This window comes from Clostridium folliculivorans, from assembly GCF_024341905.1.
GTDB classification, from domain to species: domain Bacteria; phylum Bacillota; class Clostridia; order Clostridiales; family Clostridiaceae; genus Clostridium_AR; species Clostridium_AR folliculivorans.
In genome coordinates, this window is sequence record NZ_BQXY01000001.1 from 557,450 (window position 1) to 578,740 (window position 21,291).

The 21,291-nt window shown below is 30.2% G+C and carries 18 protein-coding genes and 1 other annotated feature; of the genes, 11 read left to right on the plus strand and 7 right to left on the minus strand.

Annotated features, from left to right (window positions below; translation table 11 throughout):
- Positions 1–13: 13 nt before the first annotated feature.
- On the minus strand, positions 14–1,618 hold the full coding sequence (locus tag OCU55_RS02460; RefSeq protein ID WP_261850725.1) for a response regulator transcription factor: 1,605 nt from the start codon (positions 1,616–1,618) through the stop codon (positions 14–16).
- Positions 1,611–3,410, minus strand: coding sequence for a sensor histidine kinase (locus OCU55_RS02465; protein WP_261850726.1), 1,800 nt, complete (start codon positions 3,408–3,410; stop codon positions 1,611–1,613). The genes OCU55_RS02460 and OCU55_RS02465 overlap by 8 nt, the downstream gene beginning before the upstream one ends.
- A 322-nt stretch (positions 3,411–3,732) precedes the next feature.
- On the opposite strand from OCU55_RS02465, the gene OCU55_RS02470 reads away from it, so the two are divergent.
- From OCU55_RS02470 to OCU55_RS02485, 4 genes are all read left to right on the plus strand, one after another.
- Complete coding sequence (locus OCU55_RS02470; RefSeq protein ID WP_261850727.1) at positions 3,733–5,043, plus strand: ABC transporter substrate-binding protein; 1,311 nt, start codon at positions 3,733–3,735, stop codon at positions 5,041–5,043.
- A 79-nt stretch (positions 5,044–5,122) separates the two neighbouring features.
- Complete coding sequence (locus tag OCU55_RS02475; protein WP_261850728.1) at positions 5,123–5,992, plus strand: carbohydrate ABC transporter permease; 870 nt, start codon at positions 5,123–5,125, stop codon at positions 5,990–5,992.
- A 20-nt stretch (positions 5,993–6,012) separates the two neighbouring features.
- The gene (locus OCU55_RS02480) at positions 6,013–6,843 is read left to right on the plus strand and encodes a carbohydrate ABC transporter permease (protein ID WP_261850729.1); all 831 of its coding nucleotides are present in this window, start codon (positions 6,013–6,015) and stop codon (positions 6,841–6,843) included.
- 129 nt (positions 6,844–6,972) lie between these two features.
- Positions 6,973–9,207 (plus strand): glycoside hydrolase family 65 protein, encoded by a 2,235-nt coding sequence (locus OCU55_RS02485; RefSeq protein WP_261850730.1) that lies wholly within the window; start codon positions 6,973–6,975, stop codon positions 9,205–9,207.
- 176 nt (positions 9,208–9,383) lie between these two features.
- Here the strand turns inward: OCU55_RS02485 and OCU55_RS02490 are convergent, their stop codons facing one another.
- Positions 9,384–10,238 (minus strand): patatin-like phospholipase family protein, encoded by an 855-nt coding sequence (locus OCU55_RS02490; protein WP_261850731.1) that lies wholly within the window; start codon positions 10,236–10,238, stop codon positions 9,384–9,386.
- Between the two features lie 104 nt (positions 10,239–10,342).
- On the opposite strand from OCU55_RS02490, the gene OCU55_RS02495 reads away from it, so the two are divergent.
- Entirely contained in the window at positions 10,343–10,708 is a 366-nt protein-coding gene (locus OCU55_RS02495) for a MerR family transcriptional regulator (protein ID WP_261850732.1), read from the plus strand.
- 142 nt (positions 10,709–10,850) lie between these two features.
- The gene (locus OCU55_RS02500) at positions 10,851–11,849 is read left to right on the plus strand and encodes an oxidoreductase (RefSeq protein ID WP_261850733.1); all 999 of its coding nucleotides are present in this window, start codon (positions 10,851–10,853) and stop codon (positions 11,847–11,849) included.
- 97 nt (positions 11,850–11,946) lie between these two features.
- On the opposite strand, the gene OCU55_RS02505 is transcribed toward OCU55_RS02500, so the two are convergent.
- Entirely contained in the window at positions 11,947–13,686 is a 1,740-nt protein-coding gene (locus tag OCU55_RS02505) for an ABC-F family ATP-binding cassette domain-containing protein (RefSeq protein ID WP_261850734.1), read from the minus strand.
- 482 nt (positions 13,687–14,168) lie between these two features.
- Here OCU55_RS02505 and truA point away from each other — a divergent pair, with 482 nt between their 5' ends.
- Positions 14,169–14,915 carry a tRNA pseudouridine(38-40) synthase TruA gene (gene truA, locus OCU55_RS02510; protein ID WP_261850735.1) on the plus strand — a complete coding sequence of 249 codons (747 nt, stop codon included), beginning with the start codon at positions 14,169–14,171 and terminating at the stop codon, positions 14,913–14,915.
- A gap of 499 nt (positions 14,916–15,414) precedes the next feature.
- Positions 15,415–16,128, plus strand: a complete 714-nt coding sequence (locus tag OCU55_RS02515) for a GGDEF domain-containing protein (RefSeq protein WP_261850736.1) — start codon at positions 15,415–15,417, stop codon at positions 16,126–16,128.
- 414 nt (positions 16,129–16,542) lie between these two features.
- On the opposite strand, the gene OCU55_RS02520 is transcribed toward OCU55_RS02515, so the two are convergent.
- From OCU55_RS02520 to OCU55_RS23995, 3 genes are all read right to left on the minus strand, one after another.
- Positions 16,543–17,637, minus strand: a complete 1,095-nt coding sequence (locus OCU55_RS02520; protein ID WP_261850737.1) for an alkaline phosphatase family protein — start codon at positions 17,635–17,637, stop codon at positions 16,543–16,545.
- A 445-nt stretch (positions 17,638–18,082) separates the two neighbouring features.
- Positions 18,083–18,322, minus strand: coding sequence for a hypothetical protein (locus tag OCU55_RS02525; protein WP_261850738.1), 240 nt, complete (start codon positions 18,320–18,322; stop codon positions 18,083–18,085).
- Positions 18,323–18,584: 262 nt separating this feature from the next.
- The gene (locus tag OCU55_RS23995; RefSeq protein WP_427847032.1) at positions 18,585–18,758 is read right to left on the minus strand and encodes a DUF4275 family protein; all 174 of its coding nucleotides are present in this window, start codon (positions 18,756–18,758) and stop codon (positions 18,585–18,587) included.
- Between the two features lie 315 nt (positions 18,759–19,073).
- Between OCU55_RS23995 and OCU55_RS02530 the strand changes: the two genes are divergently transcribed.
- The 3 genes from OCU55_RS02530 (at position 19,074) to OCU55_RS02540 (ending at position 20,850) form a co-directional block, all read left to right on the plus strand.
- Positions 19,074–19,229: a hypothetical protein gene (locus OCU55_RS02530; protein ID WP_261850739.1), complete on the plus strand. Its 156-nt coding sequence runs from the start codon at positions 19,074–19,076 to the stop codon at positions 19,227–19,229.
- A gap of 265 nt (positions 19,230–19,494) precedes the next feature.
- Positions 19,495–19,740 (plus strand): hypothetical protein, encoded by a 246-nt coding sequence (locus OCU55_RS02535; RefSeq protein WP_261850740.1) that lies wholly within the window; start codon positions 19,495–19,497, stop codon positions 19,738–19,740.
- A gap of 243 nt (positions 19,741–19,983) precedes the next feature.
- Positions 19,984–20,850 carry a DMT family transporter gene (locus OCU55_RS02540; protein ID WP_261850741.1) on the plus strand — a complete coding sequence of 289 codons (867 nt, stop codon included), beginning with the start codon at positions 19,984–19,986 and terminating at the stop codon, positions 20,848–20,850.
- Positions 20,851–21,013: 163 nt separating this feature from the next.
- Positions 21,014–21,270, plus strand: a binding site (T-box leader).
- Positions 21,271–21,291 lie beyond the last annotated feature (21 nt).

Consider the following 21,291-nt stretch of genomic DNA (forward strand, 5'->3'; position numbering starts at 1 on the left):
TAGAAATAGGCTATTAGAGAAATAAACTTGCTCTATATTCCTTTGGACTTACGCCAGTATACTTTATAAAAACATGAGTAAAATAAGCAGCATCTTCAATTCCTACAGAAAAAGCTACCTCAAAAATTTTTTTTGTAGGATCTTTTAATAGTTCCTTTGCTTTTTCTATTCTAAGCTTGTTTAAGGAATCTATTATTGACTCTCCAGTTTCTTTTTTGTAGAGTCTGCTAAGATAGCAACTATTAATGTGTATATTTTCGGCTATAGCTTTGAGATTTATATCTTTATTGTAATTTTTGCGAATGAATTTAATTGTTTCACTAATTAAATAATTATGCTGCTTTTCATTATTTGATAACAGCTCAGTTACTAGTTTTATAAACTTTGAAATTAATATATATAAACTATTTATCGTTTTACTAGATTGAATTTTTTTGTAGATATAATCTTCGTTTTCTAGTGAATTACTTAAGTTCAAGTTGTTATTGATAAGCATCCTAAAGCATAATGAAACTAAAAAGATACTTGAGACTTTTACGTACTCCACTGGCTCATTATCTTTCTTATATACCTCAAAAAGGTTAGATACAAGTAGCATAGCATCTTCATAATCACCACTATAAATTTTGCTAATAATATCATTATTGTATTTTTCAACTAGATTATAATTTTGTGTTTTACGTTTGTTTAAAGAGTAAGAATAAATATATACTTCGTTTAAATTATAGAAATTCATTGCAAGTGCATCTAAAGATTCATTATAGGCAGTGGTTATATGAGAAACATTATGAAGACAACTTATGCCTATAGAAACCCTCAGTTTCATAAAATTTTCTACCATAGCTAATATTTCATTACAGATTTTAAGTAATGATTGTATGCATTGTGAATAATCACTATTTTCAAAAGAAATAATTGTGCAGGCTAAATTACGGTTCATTAGGACATTGTAACTATGCTGATTTTTATAAGCAAGTTCTAAAAAATCTCTAAAAGCAAAAAAATATTTACTTTGGTCTTCAGTGTTAATATCTATCCCTTCATTATCAATAAAGTTAAATTCATAGGATATAACAAAGAAGTTACTTGGAGAGATTCCTATTTCTTGCAACTTAGTAGAAATAAACTCTTTCTCTGAAATAATACCGTTTAAGATATTTCGTACAAATGAATCATTTATTTCTAAAGAATTGTCTTTAATTTTTTTTTCAAGGAATTCTAATTTACTTTCTTTTTCATTTTCCAATCTTATTAGTTCCTTAACTTTATTTATAGCTTCAGGAATCTTTTCTGTAGGGTTATTTTTGGTAATATAATCAGCAACATTATATTTAATTGCGGATTGAGCATATGAAAAATCTGAGAAGGCAGTTAATAGTATAACTTTAACCTTATTAAAGTTTTCATAGATATATTTAGATAATTCAATTCCATCCATGCCTGGCATTTTTACATCACATATAACTATATGAACCTTATTCAATTGTAGGTATTGTTTTGCTTCAATGCCATTATTAGCTTCACAAACAACTTCACAGTTAAGGGAAGCCCAATCTATAAAGCATTTAAGTCCTTTTCTTATTGTAGGTTCATCATCAACAATCATTACATTATACATTTGTAAGTCCCCCTCTATCAATTGGAATATGAAGAGTTACGGTTGTCCCCTCATCTTTTTCAGATTTAATAGAAATCCCATATTGTTCTCCATACAATAGTTTAAGCCTTTTATCAGTATTAGAAAGACCGATACTATTATGATTTCTACTGGCTGATGGTGGCTCTGTATTATTTTGAAGAATATTTTTTGAGTCAAAGCCAACTCCATCATCTATGACCTCAAAGTAAATTGAGTCCTCTATACTTTTGATATTTATTGTAACATTTCCACTTCCAATTTTATTTTCTAAACCGTGAACCACAGCATTTTCCACTATTGGTTCTAAAGAAAGCTTTGGTAAGTAACAATCTAATAAAAAATCATCAGATATATTTATTGTATATGTTAACCTATCTTCAAAACGGGTCTTCTGAAGATACAGGTAGAACTCTACATATTGAAGTTCTTTACTGATTGGTATTTCAGTTTTACTATTAGAATAGATACTTGCTTGCAATAGTTCACTTAAAGATGTAATCATTTTATATATAGATTCATCTCCAGACATTCGGGACTTCCAACTAATAGTAGCTAAAACATTAAACAGAAAATGCGGATTCATTTGAGATTGAAGGAACTTCAATTCTGTGGACTTTAAAAGAAGTTGCTTCTCATACACCTGATTTATAAGATATTGTATTTCAGAGGTCATAGCATTGAAGGTAATACTTACTTGATTAAGCTCATGATCTTCGTAAATTGGTAACTTAGCAGTATAGTCTCCTTGATTTACTAACTTAACTGCATTCAAAAAGTCACTAACAATTTTAATGAACTTTTTATATATAAAAATACTTGCCAATATAGATAAACCAAATATAAATAGAACTATGATCAAAAAGTTATTTATACTTTTTGATAAGTTTAGTAAAATCTGATTTTGAGGAACTAAAATAGTAAAAGTAAGATTGGTGTTATCAATTTTTTTGGATGCAATAAAATATTTTTGTTTGGCATAGTATGTTACATTCATTTTTGCAGTTTTAACAAGATTAAGAAACTGAGCATCCATAGGCTTGCCTAAAAGTTTTTTATCAAGCGCGGAAAATATGACACCGTTTTCATCATAAATAAATGCTTTGGTTTCAGGGTATATCAAAATTGAGTTATAATCTTGAGATAATATATTTTCATCAATTGCTAATATCAATCTATAATATACTTTATTGTTATTTATATCAAAAATGTTTCTAAAACAATATATGGAATTATCATTATTTTGCGGTGGAATTAGTATTTTATCTTTTCCATTATAATATGAATAGCGATTATAGATATTTATATTATCTGAATTGACAGTTTGAATATTTTTTTTAGATCGTGAAACTGAGTAATAAAGTACACTATTGTCAAATAAATAAATTGAGTTTATTAAACCGTGATCCCAGGCCGGGTTAATGAGCAAGGTATATTTAAATGAGGATTGGAGATCATCGGGGCTTAATGCCGGCGAATAGAAGTTTGGGAAAGCATAAGAATTCATTGTATTTTTTAATACTATAGGATTAGAAACTAACTGTGATGTAGTAGTGTCAATACTATCAAAGGAAGCTTCTATATTTCTATTTGCGTCTTGTACGGCTTTAAGAAGTGCATCATTAGCAACTTTATTTAATACAGACGAAAAGCTTTCATAAAAATATACCACTGAAATAAGTAATGGTAACAGTGTTATTAGTATAATTACTATAAAAATTTTACGTTTGATAGATAACATATCATATAAAAATAGCTTACGTAGCTTACGCATTTGTTTACTCCTTTACTATTATACTAACATTCCATTGTGGGCAGAAATTAAAAAGCTTAATATTAAGTAACAGATATTTCAAATAATCAATTCTACATAATATTAGAAAATTCCTTTTTATATTTTATTAAGTGTTAAAAACATAACAAAAGTATAAAAAATACAATAAATTAGCTTGTGGTTTTATTAAAAGAAAAACAACCTTTAATTTTAGAAAAGAAACCACAAATTCAAGTATGTATTTTGCATTATCAATTATAAATTTTAATTATATAATTAACACATAAATTGAAAGATTTCAAAAATTAGGGGGGTCTCAAGAATGAAAAAAAATTTTGTGAAAAGTCTTATATTAGTGTCAATTATTACTGTAGTTTCATCCATAGGTGGATGTAGCAATTCAAGTACCAATACATCTTCAACAGCATCTAAAGAGCCAGTAACTATTACATTTCCGAATTTCTTTACAGGTACAAATGTAGGTGCTCCAGCTTTTCAGAAGAAGCTTGCAGCATTTAATGCAAAATATGGATCAGAAATTAAAGTTGAAATCGAAGATATACCTAGTGACGACGCTTATGTTAATAAAATAAAGTTACTTATGACTTCTGGACAAACACCTGACATTATCAATGGTAAGCAAGGATTATATGACCTAGCAGTTAAAAGTGGGATTGCCGTAGATTTGACTCCTTATATAGATGCTGATAAAGATTGGAAGGCTTCTATGACTGATGAGGCATTAGCAGCAAGAACTGTAAATGGAAAGCTTTATTCTATACCAGATTCAGTGGACGTTGTAGGTTATTTTTATAATAAAGATATGTTCGAAAAGGCTGGAATTACACCAGCAAAAACCTGGGATGAATGGTTCTCAAACTGTGATAAATTAAAGTCAAAGGGATTTACACCTTTAGCAATGATGACTGGTGAAAATTCATGGACAACTAATCTAATTCTTGCTTCCTTGATTGGAACAAGTGGAGACGCTGGTAATAAGTTTATGAACACAATGCATCCAAAAAACTATAATACACCTGAAGTAATCGATTCCTTAAAGCAAATTCAAAAAATGTTGCAAAACTATACTACTAGTGATGCTATAGGAGCAAAATATGCAGATGCAGCCAATAGCTTTACTAGTGAAAAAGCTGCAATTATTGCTAATGGCCCATGGATGATCTCAGACTTTTCAAATAAAGAGAAGTCTACAGCAGGTTTTGATAAAAAGGTTGGTTGTGCCGCTTATCCTAAATCAGGATTAATAACTTCTTTTAGAGAAGGATACTTAATCTGCTCAAAGGATAAGGCTCACCAGGATGCAGCAGCTAAATTTATTAAGTTTTTAACTGATAATACATCACAGCAAACTGATTTAGAAATGCTATCACAATTACCAATCTCAAAAAATGTAAAGATCTCTGATGATTTTAAAAATGCAAATCCTGTATTAAGTGACCTTGTAAATGCTAATTTTGACTCAAAGGTTAGATACCAATCACTAGATACAATTAATTATGCAAATGTAACTTCAGCTTTTTCTAATTTATATTCACAATTAGCTGCAAATAAGATAACTCCTGAGGAAATGGCAAAGAGCTTAAGTGATATTGCAGCGAAGAATGCAGATTAAGTAAGTAATTGATAAAAAGTTAATTATTCTCTTCTGAAGTTTAGTATTTCAGAAGAGAATAGTTTTAGGAGTTGATTATATGAAAAATAATAAATTAGGCATATTCTTGTTCTTGTTGCCTGTAATAATTTTATTTGCGTTAATATATGGGTGGTCAATTATATCACTTGTTTCAACATCATTTACAGATTGGCATCTTGTATCAAAATTAAAGTTTAACGGGTTAACGAACTACATAAATATGTTTAAGGATTTAGATTTTATTAAAGCTTTTACAAATACTGTAATATGGACCATTCTTCAAGGTGTTATACATGTTTCTATAGGAGTAACTGTAGCATTAATATTATCTAAAAAGGAGTTTTATTGGAAATTTGCTAGAACTGCTTATATGATACCAAATATTATATCTGCAGCAGCACTTGGAATGGTTTATTTATTCGTTTTTAATCCGAAATTCGGAGCATTGAATGCCTCTATTAGATTATTTGGAGTAAAGGATTTCACTCGAAATTGGTTTTTTGATTATAGTACATCTTTTCTTACCGTTACAATGACTTGGCTACCTTTTGCAGCACTTGTAACTATCCTAATTTTATCAGAGATATCTACAATTCCCAAATCAGTTTTTGAATCAGCGCAAATAGACGGAGCTACAGAACTACAAAAAAACTTTTACATTGTGCTTCCACTGTTAAGAAATATTATCGGTACATGTGTTATAGTTGCAGCAACCAGTATGTTGAAAAATTTTGATCTGATTTTTATGACAACCAATGGAGGCCCAGGGAATAACACATTAAATTTACCTCTTTATATTTACAAGACCTCAATGCTAGATAACAACTTTGGATACGCCAATGCAATAGGAACCGTGCTTATATTATTAGGTGTAGTGATTATTGTTGCAACTACTAAAGTTTTTAAAATGGGAAAGTCGGATTTATAAAATAAGAAGGAGGGGAAAATATGAAGTCAATGAAATATATACTAAATATAATGAAATATATCTTCTTGATAGTAATTGTGATTATATCTGTAATACCAATATTATGGGTCTTTGTGTCTTCGTTTAAAACAAATAGTGAAATATTAACGTCTGCATTTTCTTTACCTAAGTCTTTTAACTTAAGCAACTACTATTTTGCTTTTAAAACTTCGCCACTAGTAACTTTTTATTTAAATAGTGTAATAGTTAGTTGCGCGGCGACGATTTTAAATTTGATCATTATAGGTATGGCAGCATATGTATTAGCAAGATGGCAATTCAAGGGTAGTAATATTTTAATGCTATTACTTTCTGTCACACTTATGATACCTAACACAGCACTTTTGTTACCTTTATATCGTACGATTACAAAGATTGGATTATACAATAATATATTTGGACTTATTTTGGTATACACTGGATTTGGTATACCGATCACACTTTATGTGATGAGGAGTTATTTCTTAACTATTCCTAAAGAACTTGAAGAATCAGCGATGTTGGATGGAGCAAGTATGATAAGGACTTATATACAGATAATAGTACCTATTGCGAAACCGGCATTTTCTACAGCTGGCATTCTTCAATTTATAGCTTGTTGGAATGAATTTCAGTTTGCTATGGTACTGACTAGCGGCAATAAAAGTAGAACACTCCCAGTTGCATTAAATTATTTTACTTCCCAATTAGCTACAAATTATGGTGCGCTGTTTGCAGCTACTATGGTGATTTGTATCCCTACTATAGTTATATATTGTTTATTACAAGAGCAAGTTGTGTCTGGTTTAGCTGATGGAGCAGTTAAAGGATAATATTTACTTTTATAGAGCTCCTAGCTCAACTATTAATTTATACATGCTAAAATTCATAGGTGCGTGATTTTCGAACAAGTATAAATTAAGTTTCATAATAGGAACTCTTTAGTTATGTAGGAGGTTAAAATGAAATTTAATAAATTTGATAAATTATGGTGTATAAAAGAAGATCAATTTAATGTGAATAATAATAAGTATTATGAAGGTATTTTCACCCAAGGTAATGGGTTTATGTCCATTAGAGGTAGCTTTGAAGAGGGTATTAATGATGCACCTCAAGATGAAGAGTATATAAGAATGCCAGCTAATGTTACGCTAGAGACGGCAAGAAATCCAAGATCCAAATGGGGGACTTACGTTCCTGGAATAGTAGGAATACACCCTTTATTAAAGGAAGAGATAATAAACCTTCCATGTTTTTTGGAAGTGATACTATGTTTTGAAGATGAAAAACTTGATACGGAAAGATGTGAAATAGAAGAATATACAAGATGGTTAGACTTGAGAGATGCAACATTAAATAGAATTTTTATATGGAATACAAAATGTGGAGCAAAACTTGAATTAAAGTATAGTCGTTTTATAAGTTTAAATGACAAGAATATTTGTGCTCAACAGATAAAAATAAAGTTACTAAAAGGAAATGGTAAACTTAAAATCAATTCAGGTATCAATGGTAATGTGAGAACAAATGGGTATAACCACTTAAACAATATAGAAATGAGTTTTACTGATGAAAAAGATGTTTTAGTTAAGACAACTACAGACAAAGGAGATAGCATTACACAAATTTCTTCCACTCAGTCCATGAATGGTGAAGCATGGGATGAAAAACTAGGAACAAATGTAGCGTTTTTAGAAAGTAATGTTCCAATGAATGAAAATGAAGAAATCACTATAAATAAATATAATATTTTAATTACCGATAGAGACACTGAAAAAGATTTAATGTTAACTAAAGGAATGGAACTGTTAAAAAGGGCCAAAGAAAGCGGATTTGATAAACTTTATGAAGTTCATAAATTGAAGTGGGATGAAAAATGGGAAAATAGTGATATAAAAATAGGTGGTAATGATAATTTACAAATAGCAATTCGTATGTCAATATATCATCTTATAAGAAGTAATGCTGAAAAAGATTCTCGTGTAGCTATTTGTGCAAAAGGGTATGCTGGTGAAGCTTATTTTGGAAGGTATTTCTGGGATACAGAAATTTATATGCTTCCATATTATATATATACCAACCCTGAAGCAGCAAGAAACTTAATTCTATTTAGATACAATACATTAGAAGGTGCCAAAAAGAATGCTAAACACTATGGTTATAATGGTGCACGTTATCCATGGGAGTCATCAGTTACAGGAGAAGAACAGTGTCCACTTTGGCAGTATGCAGATCATGAGATACATGTGACTGCAGACATAGCTTATGCAATTTGGCATTATTATATGGCAACAAATGACGAGGAGTTTATGCAGAACTATGGCATAGATATACTTGTTGAGACATCTAGATATTGGATAGATAGAGTGGATAAAAATGAAAAAGGCTACTACGAACTTTTGGGAGTTATGGGACCAGATGAATACCTCCCACTAACGAGAAACAACTCTTATACAAACAGAATGGTTAAGTTTAACTTATCAAAGACAATAGAGTATATAGATAAAATAAAAAAATCTAACGTAGATTTTTATATAAGTATAGCACAAAGACTAAATTTGAGAGAATCAGAGATTGAGAATTTTAGTGAAGTGCAAGCAAAGTTAGTATTGTGCTATGATAAAGATACTGAAATTGTTCCTCAGTCAGAGGATTTTTATAAATATGCAGATTTAGACTTTTTGACAATATGGAAAGACAGGTCCAAGCCTTTTGGCCATTTTATATCTCAGGAAAAAAATTATCGTTCAAAGGCTCTGAAACAGGCAGATGTGTTGGAACTAATGGTTCTATTCCAAAAGGAATTTTCAAGGGAACAAATAATTAAAGCATATGAGTATTATGAACCTATAACTACTCATGATTCCTCGCTTTCAGCAGCAATACATAGTATTATCTGTTGTTGGATTGGTAAGGAGGAAGATACAGAAAAGTTTCTTAATAAAGCTATTGATATAGACATGTCTTTAGAAAAAAAAGGTGCAGAGGAAGGAATCCATATCGCAAACTGTGGAGGCCTTTGGCAACTAGTTGTATTTGGATTTGCTGGACTAAAAAGTCCAATGGATAGTGAAGAATTAAAATTTGAACCAAAGCTACCTAAAAGTATAAACAGTATGGATTTTTCGATTATATGGCATAACAAAAGTTATAATGTAAGTATTAATAAGGATGGCTATGAGGTAAAAGCAAAATAGAAATAATAAATGAGTTCAACCACACATGTACCACTTGTAAAGCATGAAGGAAATGCAGGATAAAGCCTGAATCTTCATGCTTTTTTCTTTTCAATCACCATAAGAATACATAGATACAAATACAATAATACACAAAAAAACATATGGATTTTTTGTGTATTATTGTACTTATTTGATTATAAACACCATGTTTTGTGAATTGATATAGCTTCTTTTATTCCTTGATTAAATCCTGCTTGTGCAGAAAATGGAGTGCGACTAGGATCATAAGGATTTTTTCCTATTGCTAAAATACTATCGTTATCAGGGATAATAAGAGATACAGCTGCTGTTTTTTGCATTTCTTCAGCATCTTCTTTAACACTAGGAACTAATCCATACTTTTGTGGCATAGGAGACAAAATTACCACTTTGTCATAAGAATCTGCCAAAAATGCATTGGTACTTGAAATCATACCACCATCAATCCAATCTCTATCATTAAAAGTTACGAAAGGCCATAGGCCTGGAACAGCGCCACTAGCATTCACTGCATTTACAAGTGAAGTACCTGAATCTTTATCAAATACATGCAGATCTCCTGTTTTCGCATCTACTGCAGTGACTTTCAATTTTGATGGCCAAATAGTTGTAGTAAGTCTTGATTCTACAATTGACTGACGTTCTTCTTTTGAGATTTTGGAAGGATACTTCTTTGCGATATCTCCAAACATCTTTCCAATATTCTTTTTATCATCTTTTCCATATATAAAGGCTTCAGCCCATAATTTCATAACTTCAGAGCTTACTGATACATTGACTTCTGATTTATTTGGGATGAATTGGGAATCGTAAAGTTTTTTCATATCATATCCACTTGCAAGTGCAGTGCCAACAAATGAACCTGCAGAGGTTCCAATAATTACATCAGCGTCTGATAAATCAATGCCTTCCTGTAACAAAGCTGTAATTATCCCAATCTCCCAAGCTATGCCAGTTACACCTCCACCGCCTAATACCACTGCTTTTGTTTTTTTATTTATGTTTTCCATTATAATCCTCTCCATTCTTTTAGTATTTGACTAATGAATTGCTCAAAATGTATTATAAACTATGAAGTAAGGTTTATAGTCAAGAAAAATTAGCGAGGTTTTTTATGAAAATAAATGAAGTAGCAAAAAAAGCAGGATTATCTATATCTACTATTAGATTTTACGAAAAACAAGATTTGATTCCTGAAAAATATGTTAGTAGAGACTCAAATAATTATCGTAATTATTCTGAAGATATAATAGAATACCTTTTAATGATAAAAACAGTTCATTCCGTAGGATTCTCTTTAGGAGAGATTAGAGAGATTCAAAAAAGCAATTCGGATCTAATTTCAATTGATACAAAGATTGAACTTTTACATAGAAAGATAGAAGAAGTGAAAATACAAAAAGAGAATCTAGATAAAACTGAGGCAATATTAGAAAAAATGCTTAAAAATAAATTAAATTCTAAGAATCATACTTACTAAGTTTTTTAATAGAAATCATGTTTAGCTTATATATTAAAAAATTGATAAATGATTTGCAAATAGATATAATTAATGCATGTGCTAGCTATGTTATTTTGTTATTTATACTATGAAAAAAAGTATTAACGAAGGATGTGAAAAAATGAGTAACGGATCAATTTTACTCAAGAATCTTACAGTTAAAGGATTCACTTTTGAGAACAGATATGCTTGTGCCCCTTTTGATATTGCAATGGCAACGGAGGATGGATTGATTACAGAGGAGCTATTATCAATCTACAAAAAGCGCACAGGGCCATCACTTATAGTTGTTGAACAGGCAGCTGTAGCGAGTGCCGGCCAGTATAGAGAGAAGCTTATATATGTTGATAGAGATGAATGTATCGAAGGATTAGCAAAGCTTGCAGATATTATACATAAAAATAACCAAGTTGGAATTGTTCAGATAAATCATGCAGGAAGTGCTGCTAACGTTGAACTCACAGGAATGGAAGCTGTGGCCCCATCAGCTGTAATAAACCCTGCCTTCAAACGCACAATGCCAAAGGCTTTGACTATTGAGGAGATTCAGCAAATAAAAGAAGATTTTGTAAAGGCTGCGATTAGAATTAAAAAGGCAGGCTTTGATGGTGTAGAAATACATAATTGCCACGGATTCTTATTGACTCAATTTTTGTCTCCCATAACTAATTTAAGAACTGATGAATACGGCGGAAGCCTGGAAAATAGAAGTCGTTTTCTTTTAGAGATAACAACAGAGGTGAGAAAGGCCATAGGTGATGACTTACTATTGCTCGTTCGTCTTGGACTAGATGACCTTCTTACAGGAGGACTAACCCTTGAAGAAGGATGTCAGGTAGCAGAAAAGCTCGTTGAAGCGGGAATAGATATTCTTGATACTTCATCAGGTATGCTTCCACCGCTTGTATTAAAAGGACCAGCAATGCTAAGAGATATGATTAAAACCGTAAAGTCAAGAGTTACAGTTCCTGTTATTGGTGCTGGCGATTTGGAAGATATTGAAATAGCTGCGGATATGGTTGAAAAGGGTGAGGTTGATTTTATAGCGCTTGGAAGGCCTATATTAAAACAGCCAAACTTTGTAGAAGGCTTATTGGAAAAGATAAAGAGTGAAGCATAATTAACAAAAATAAGGATTATTCTTAGCATTGATAAGAACAATCCTTATTTTAAATTTTAATGTTTTCTTAGATTTATTACATTGCCATGAATTAAATTTAGAGTAACTTAATTAGCTCTTCTAATTCTTCAGATAAAACTTTTGCAAGTTCAAAATCAGTAGCTTTTAAAGCCAATTCTATTTTTGTTTCAAGTAATTTTTTATTTTGTTCAATTTCTAAATAGTCTTTGCCGAAATGATTAGCATAAATCATTTTTTTAAATTTCCGCATATTCATTTTCCTAATAGTCTTATCTTCAATTATTAAAATAGAATCCATACAGTTTACTATAGTATAGAAATCATGAGAAATCATGAGAATCGAACCATTATAGTTTTTTATGGCTTTTTCTAAGGCTATTTGTGAATAGGTATCTAAATGACTTGTTGGTTCATCAAGAAGCAACAGATTTGCGTCACTAGCAGAAAGTTTAGCCAATTGAAGCATATTTTTTTCGCCACCAGATAAAGTTCCTATCTTTCTATTAATCATTTCTTCTTCAAAACCATAGTCTAAAATATGTGATTTAATATCTTCATAAGTTTTAAAACCAGCATCATAGAACTCTTGAAGGATAGTATTAGAAGCATTTAGTGTCTTATTTTGGATCTGAGATAAATAAGCTACTTTAGCTTTTTCATTTAGCTCAATAGAATCATGATTATTTTCAAAGATTTCTTGAAGTAAAGTGGTTTTTCCTGTACCATTTGAACCGATAATTGCTACCTTTTCAGTAGCTTTAACCTCAAAGTTAACATTTTCTAGAAGTACATCATCAAAGGAAACACTATAATTATTAACTTTTAAAGCAATGTCTTCTTTGATTTTATTACCTGTAACTAAACCGATATCCACTTCCTTAATATCTACAAAAGGTGCTTTAATTCTACGTTTTTCTAATCTTTCTTGAATTTTAACTCTAGCATTTAGAGTTCTCCCTCTAAAAGCTTCAGCGTTCTCAGTAGCAATAATTCTTAGTTTATTTATTAATATCTCGTTTCTCTCAATTTCTTCAGTATCAGCAGCAGCTAGTTCTTGTAATTCAATTTTAGTTTGAAGTAATGAGAAGTTATAATCAATATAGCTTCCATCAAATTCTTGGAGCTCCATGTTTTCAAGGTGAATAATTTTGTTGAAACAATGATTCAATAGATATCTATTGTGGGTAATAATTAACATTGTTCCTTTGTGTGAATTAATTAAATCTTTAAGAGAATTAAGGTTTCCGAAGTCTAAAAACACATCAGGTTCATCCATAATAATTAAGTCTGGATTATTTAGCATTGCTTTTATTACTTGGATAAGCTTGAATTCTCCACCACTAAGTTCAGATATCATTAAATCTTTATAACTCATTAAATTTGCAAGATTTAAATTTTTATTAATAGTGTCTTCGAAAAAATCCCCATCAATTGCATTAAATGCATCTAGAGCTTGTTGATATTTTTCTAGTAGAGTATCAATATCAGAAGATGTTTCCATTTCAGTACAAATAGCTGTTATTTCATTTTGTAGTTTAATAAAATCTTCTCCTATATATTCAAAAACTGTAGTGTCTTTTATCTTGTCCAGCTCTGAGAATTGACTTACATACCCAATTCTAGAATTTGGATACATCTCTAAGGTACCATCGAACATATATTTTTCTGGATCCCTAATTATATCTATTAGCGTACTTTTTCCACTGCCATTTGTTCCTATAAAAGCGCAATGTTGACCATATTCTAATGTGAATGAAATATTTTTATATAGATCCTTCTCCGGAAATGAGTAGGACAAATTATCGATTTTTAGCATAGTATACCTCGCTTTATAATTAAAAAAGAGCCTATAAAATAGGCGCCTTAATATGTATTTTAGTAATTGAAATTTTACATTTGATTTTTATCTAATAAATGCATTTTACTAAGTTTAATATTGAAAGCATAACATCTTTTTCGATTAAGTTCAATGATTTCTAGGGTTCCAACTTCAATTGGTAATTTATACATGTACAAAAATACTTAGATGTCAGGATTTTTGAGAAAGTATGGATTAAATTTCTTTAGAGGAATCCTATAATATAAGTAACAACAAATTGGAAAAACACCTTTAACTTCAAATACATCTTTAGTTAGTGCGGTATCCATAAGACTATTTACTTCATCTATTGGTACAAGATATTTTTCTAAAGAGAGTAATCCTGATAAAGAATTTTCAATAACAATGTTTACATATATAAACCCATCCTATTATATGTTACAATGTATTGATTGGTATTTAGGAAAAGGAGGGTTCAAATGCAAAATTATAAGATGATGATAGCCTATGACGGTAGAAAATATATAGGGTATAATAAATCCAAAGATAACGCGGAAAAGAGTATTGAAGGTAAGTTAGAATTGATATTATCAAAACTCTATGAAAAAGATATAGAGGTTATTGGTGCGGTTAATACTGATGCTGGGGTACATGCTAAAGGGCAAATTGTTAATTTTATAGCACCAGATAGTAGGTTAAGCGAAAAAGAAATTTTTGAGTATTTCGAAAAATATTTAACTGATGATATTATTGTATTATCGGTAGAAACTGTTGATGAAAGATTTCATAGTAGGTATTTAATGAAAAGTGCAACTTACGAATATCGATTATGGAAGAAAGATGCTCCTAATCGTCCGTTGTTTGAAAGACACTATGTTAATTTAATGAATCAAACAATAAATGTAGCTAAAAGTAGAGAAGCTGCAAAGTACATTTTAGGTGAACATGATTTCTTAGCTTTTACTACTAATAAGAAAGCAAAGAAATCAATTAAAAATATACTTTCTCTTGACGTAAAAGAAACTACAAATGAAATTATTATTACTATGACAGCAAATGGATTTTTATTAAATATGGAAAGACTAATTGTAGGTACATTAATCCAAGTGGGACTTGGTCAATTACCTATGAGTACAATTGAGAAAGCCTTTAAGTCTAGGGATATGAATGATGTAGGCCATAAAGCTAGTGCAGATGCGCTTTGTTTATTAAGTGTTCAATATTAGTACATATATTTTCTTAAGTTTATATTATATATGTTCGCTGCCTCATACCATAAATGCTATAGATTTGTTGTAATGAGAGCTATCACTGTTAAATTAGCTAAGGGTTATTATAATATAGCTGAATTAATAATTAGTGGATTTTAAAGAGCGTGCTTCGTCTCCATTATACATATTAAACCCTCTACAGAAATGTAGAGGGTTTTTACCTTTCTGTACTTGTTATAGAATTGTTGAAGATGAAATATATCATAACTTAAAAGGGCTTTCTGCTTTGAAATTTAAACATGTCTCAGAAATATTCTTATTATCAATCAGTGCTTTCAGTAAAATTCATATGAGGCTATAATTGTAGCATTAATGACTTATTAAAATAAAAAGACTGAAGTATATATTATTTATATTATTTGTAGTTAATGGAGTAGTGGCTATAGCAAGTTTATATACAGGCTGGTTTTTCTATATAAATAATGATAATTTATACTCTAGGGGAAGCATTTACTTGATACATATTATTTATTGTTATAGTTTATTGATATGCTCTATGTACTATGTATACAAATATAGGGAAAGGTTAGAAAAAAGACATTATTATTCAATGCTAGTATTCATATTACCCATAACAGTTGGAGCAACGATTCAAATATTATTTTTTGGGTGGGCGGTTGCTTGGTCTGGTATGGCAGTATCGCTTTTAATAATCTATTTTAATATACAAGACCGTAGTTTGACTACGGATTATCTTACAGGGTTATTCAATAGGAGACAGTTAGATAACTACCTAAGAATAAAGATTAAAGGTAGCACTGAGATTAAGTCATTTTCTGCAATGCTAATAGATTTAGATGGCTTTAAGAAAATCAACGATACTTATGGTCATGATGTTGGAGATGAAGCAATAAAAGATGCTGTGTATATAATAAAATGTTCTTTAGGAAAAGATGATTTTGTAGCAAGATATGGTGGAGATGAATTTTTTATAATATTTGACAGTGGAGATAAAGATATACTTGAAGCTGCAGTTGCAAGATTGAAAATCAATGTAGATAAATTCAATAGAGATACTGAAAAAGAATATAAGTTAAGTTTTGCAATATGTTATGATGTATATGATTATAACTCAAGCATGAAGTCAGATGAATTTTTTAAACATATAGATGCATTAATGTATAGTAATAAAGTGGGGAAACAGGAGACACAGGAAATGCCTCAATAATAGGCACACACAGGGGAATGGAGAAAGTCCCTGTTAGCTTAAAAGCTGATACAAATGGAAATGTTGAAGGATAAAAGTGAGTTACCGAAATAAATATAGAAAGTCTTAATTTTAAAATTAGTTCACTTTATTTTACGATTATCCATGACTTGTTGTAAAATTAAATTAAACTAATAAAAAATTCATAGTGGATTTGGCTGAATGTACTTTACACCAACCATAAACCTCTGAGCCCGCATTAATACTATATATTTATATAATTAAATAATTATTTGATTATAAAGTTTTATAATTATTTGATTTTTTAATCATATAAATTTTCAATTATCTCTTTATATGAATATGAGCTAAGCTGCTCATTACTGGAGAATTAAGTTATAAAAGATTGTGAAAGCTGCTCCTTAAAATATATGCTCATTTTTTACATATGGCTATAAGAGGTATCTTCATTTCCTGCTCAGTCATCCCAGCATGATTGGAGATAAATTGCTTTGATTTTTGAGAATATACAATCCCTTTGTCACTAATTGCTATTGCTAAATAATCTCCTATGAATTCTTCAAACTTAGGATGCATTTTTCCGAAACCAAAAATACTCTTTTCGATAACCTCTTCCTTTGAATACAATAAAAAGTCGTTGCCAAAATTATTATGGAATTCAATGGGAAAGTCATTCAAATATTCATCTTTTACATAGAAAGCTATGGCCCTTGTTTCCATAGAAGTTGGACGTTTTAACATAGTAATTAACTTAGGATAATCACTCAAAACATAGTGATTCAAATTACAATGTCCATGGTCTGCAGTAACTATAACCAATGTATTTGATAGTCTATTGCACATATCTGATACTTTTTCTTCTAGTTCTTTTATATTCTCGGTAATCAGACTGTTATAGCAACCAAACTCATGCATTAAGCTATCAGGATTTTCCCAATATCCATAAATGTATTTTTTCTCAGGAGTAGCACACAGCCGTTCCACTTCATGAGTTAATTCATCAAAGGTTTTTATTTTATTACTTCCGAATTTGGACACACTATATGCGTCAGCAATTCCGGCAACTCTTATTTTTCCATAAATACTTTTATACGGTATAAATTCGCTGGCAACATGATAATCCGCAGCCTGAATTTCTGTGTCTTTTTCCGTATTAATAAATGCGTTTACAATTTTATTTATTTCACTAAAATACAAACTCCATCCTAACCACCCATGTTCCAAAGGGGTTAAACCACTTTCAATAGAAGTCGTTGCTGATGTAGTGGTTGGAGGAAACACAGATGAATATTCCTTAATCATATTCTTTCGAAAAAAATCATTTTCTGATAAATGATATTGTAATGCATCAACGCCTAATCCATCTAATAGTAAGATAACTACGTTTTTATATTGATAGTCCAAAAGCTCATCCACTTCTTTTAGTGTACTATGTTCACTCTCAGCACCAAAATATTCTAAGATAGAGCAAGCAAGATTTACTATACTATTATTATAATCAACAAACATATTTTCCCCCTACTTTTATAAATTTTAGAACCAGAAGTGTAAAAGTTTATTTAAAAGCAAAACAATTAAAAGTAAAAAACTAGTATTAAAATAGTGCAACAAACTATAAGAATATAATTAGCCTTATTTTGTGTTTGTGGTTTTATATAATTTTCTTTGAATAATAGGATTATTATACCATATCTTTATATGATGTTTAAGAACGTTGACGCACTGCGCCAAGAATTAAGTTGGATTCACTACAGACTATTGATTAAAGTTGAAGAAAAAAGAGACTTTTAAATAGATGAAGGAGATATTACATTACAGTTTGTCTGTGATAATTGCGAAATTGCTTAAACTTAGGATGTTTTAGATGAAACAGAGGAGTAAATTTAATATATTAAATTGAAACTATGTGGCAGTTCTAAAAATGCTTATAAAAAAAGCAAAAGAATCTCAATAATCATTCTTTTGCATTTTTATAGGTTTCGTATGCATTGTCAAGCGCTTGAGCTGCCTGTTCCGCAGGCATATTTTTTAATAAAGATGCACACTTATTGCAAAGTACATTTCCTTTACCATTAAGAACATCATTACTTCTTATATCACTACATGGGTTGCGGAATATTGGTACATTGCATAGCTCGCATCTTTGATGTTTTTCATACTTGCCATGTGTTGCAGTACTACTTTGATCATTCATAAAATTACCTCCATAAAACTTAAGTCTATTATATATTATGCAAAATTAGATTTAATAATCTGGAAAAATACAACAAGTTAAGTAAAAATAAAAAACATTAAGACACAATACAAGAATATTGTTCATTAGCTATTTAATATTACTTTGTAAAAATAATGATTATTTTTATTAATGAAGAAGTTGCCATCCAAGCAATTCATATTATAAGATACTTGTTTCTTACTAATCTATTTTCTTTAGATAGATACTCTTCATCACTTAACTACTTGTAATTATACCATAAAAAAAGCCGATTAAACTCTTTATATACAATATAAATATCTAATTCGCCCATTAAATCATCTACACTAAGGCTAAAGGAACCCTCAAGAATTATGGCATCATTAGTTTGTTGATAAAAAGCATAACAAGACCTGTTGACTTCAGGTCTTGAGATTTATGGAATGGGGGCACAGAGTTGACCTGAGGCACTTGCTGAGTGTAGCAACCAAGTATGGGATATGATAAAACAAGGTAAATTAAGCATGGACATTATAAAGCTTTCACTTAAAGACATCGAAAAGGCCTGGGAACTTGAAGAACATGGAAAAAGGATAGTTATTACCCCATAGGGTGCATAATAAAAGGGGTTTTGTAATAAACAATTTAGCAAACCAACTTATACTTCTCGGCATGCTTAATTTTCACATTCTTTTTGTGTGGGTCATATTGTTGAACATGCAATAAAGATATTCAGAGCTTCAAGCTAACTATGAATAATAAATATAATAGAGCAGGTAATCCTACTATATCAGATAGTATTGTGACTAAAGTGACTATAAATTTTTATTGTTATTGTGGGGAGATAGAAGGAAAGATGATAACCTTTAAGTATGTTGAGTATGATCTTGATAAGCAGAAAGCATAAAAAAAAGAAGGCAAAGAGTATAAAGTCAGCCTCTACAAATCAACATGTTTTGTTTATTGTTTTAGAAGTTTTAGGAGTGGCTTCTTTAGTGTTTTTTAGCTTATACCTTATATTGGATGCATTTAAATCTTTGGTATCAAAAGACGAGAGCAAATAAATACAATTAATTGCTGGAAAAACAAATTAACTGGTTCATCTATATGTTTTTCCTACGATAATTATAATAGAAATACTTAATTAAACATCCAAGGAAGGAGTTTTATGTATGGCTGATGAAAAGAAAGTAGAAAGTATTATTTCAGTATCTAAAGTCCGTGTCATACAGAAAGAGTACAAGTTTAGGAATGTTCTTCTTAAAAAGAAGAAACAGTGGCGTAACAAGGATGGTAAAGCTACTGAGAGTAAAGATGAAGAGGACTATATGGCTCATAAGAGTTATGTAGAGGAAGTAAAGACAGCTTTAATGTATGGTGATGTTGGGCACGGTCTTCTATTAGATAAAAAAGTCTAGTAAGAGGAACATCATGTCAGGGCAGTTTGAAAAATACTAAGTATCTAAGCTGGTTTCTGTTTTAATGGAAACCAGTTTTTTTATGTATAGGAAAATGTGAAATTTTCAAGCTAGGTAAACCTAGTGATTTTAAATGTTTACCTTGATACTGAACCTACTTTATGATAATTTATTAAAGGTTGGGTTTATCCAATTTTATATTTAATTATGCTAAATTATCTTATAGAAAGTAGGTTTATACTAATGAAACTTGGCTACATTACGTCTATACTTTCAGCCATTTTATTTGGACTTGCAGGGATTCTTATTAAGCTCATATTTTCCTTTAATATAGATTCTATTGATCTTATAATCTTACAATATACATTTGTTGTGATTTTACTGTTTATCCCGTTATCAATATTCAATATTAAAATATTAAAAGTAGGAAGGACAGATTTTTTTAGGCTTATGATACTTGGTGTATTAGGTGACTGCTTTATGACCGTGTTTTATTATAAGTCGTTCTACTATCTTCCCGTAGGCATAGCTACAGTTCTTTTGTATACATCACCAATTTTTATTTATCTATATTCGGTGTTTTTTGAAAAGAATAAGTTTACTATTAAGAGCTTTATTTTACTTATTGCAATATTTATTGGATGTACAATGGTTATTGGGATTTTGCCTTTTTCATATTCAACCACAGGTATAGTTTACGGTATTTTAGCAGCAGTATGTTTCGGATTTATGAATGTATATTCCTCTAAAAAGCTTAAGGATATTAATTCAATAAGTTTAACATTTTATTCTATGTTATTTTCTTTGGTTTTTCTTTGTATATATAGACTGCCTACTAAGGGCTTAGAATTAAATCTGCCGATAAAGGCTTATGTTTATATAATGATATTATCTTTATTATGTGCTTTTTTACCTCTTATGCTATTTTATTATTCTATAAAACGTATTGGATCTTTTAATACCTCTGTCATCGGTAACTTAGAAGTGCCTACGGCTATTGTATCTGGGTTCCTTATCTTCAATGAGGAAATAGGAGTGATTCAATTGATAGGTACTTTTATAATATTACTAGGTGTGTACAATATAGAAAAACACAGTATCATTGAATAGGTGTATATCATATCGTTATATTAACGTATATTATTGATAGTGAGACTAAGTTTAGTAGGTGGTTAATAAAAATAACATATAAGTTAGACTATCTCCTATATTAATTTAGTTTTATGTGTTGACATTAGTTTCCTGTTGTGGTAATTTTAATACAACCTAAAATTAAAAAGCTATGATGAGAGAGAGTAGATATAAGCTGAAGTTACAGAGAGAAGAGGTAGGTGGAAATCTTCACGAAGGCTATATTGAAGCAGTCTCTGAGCTGTGGACCGAAAAGAGATATCTTAGTAGGCTTCTTCGGATTTTCTACCGTTAAAAGGAAACTAGTATCAGGTTGCATTTTAGCACCTCGTACTTGCAGAGTGCAGAGTTAATCTCTGAATTTAGGTGGTAACACGGATTGTATAGTTCGCCCTAGGCTGAAAGTTTATTCAGCTTAGG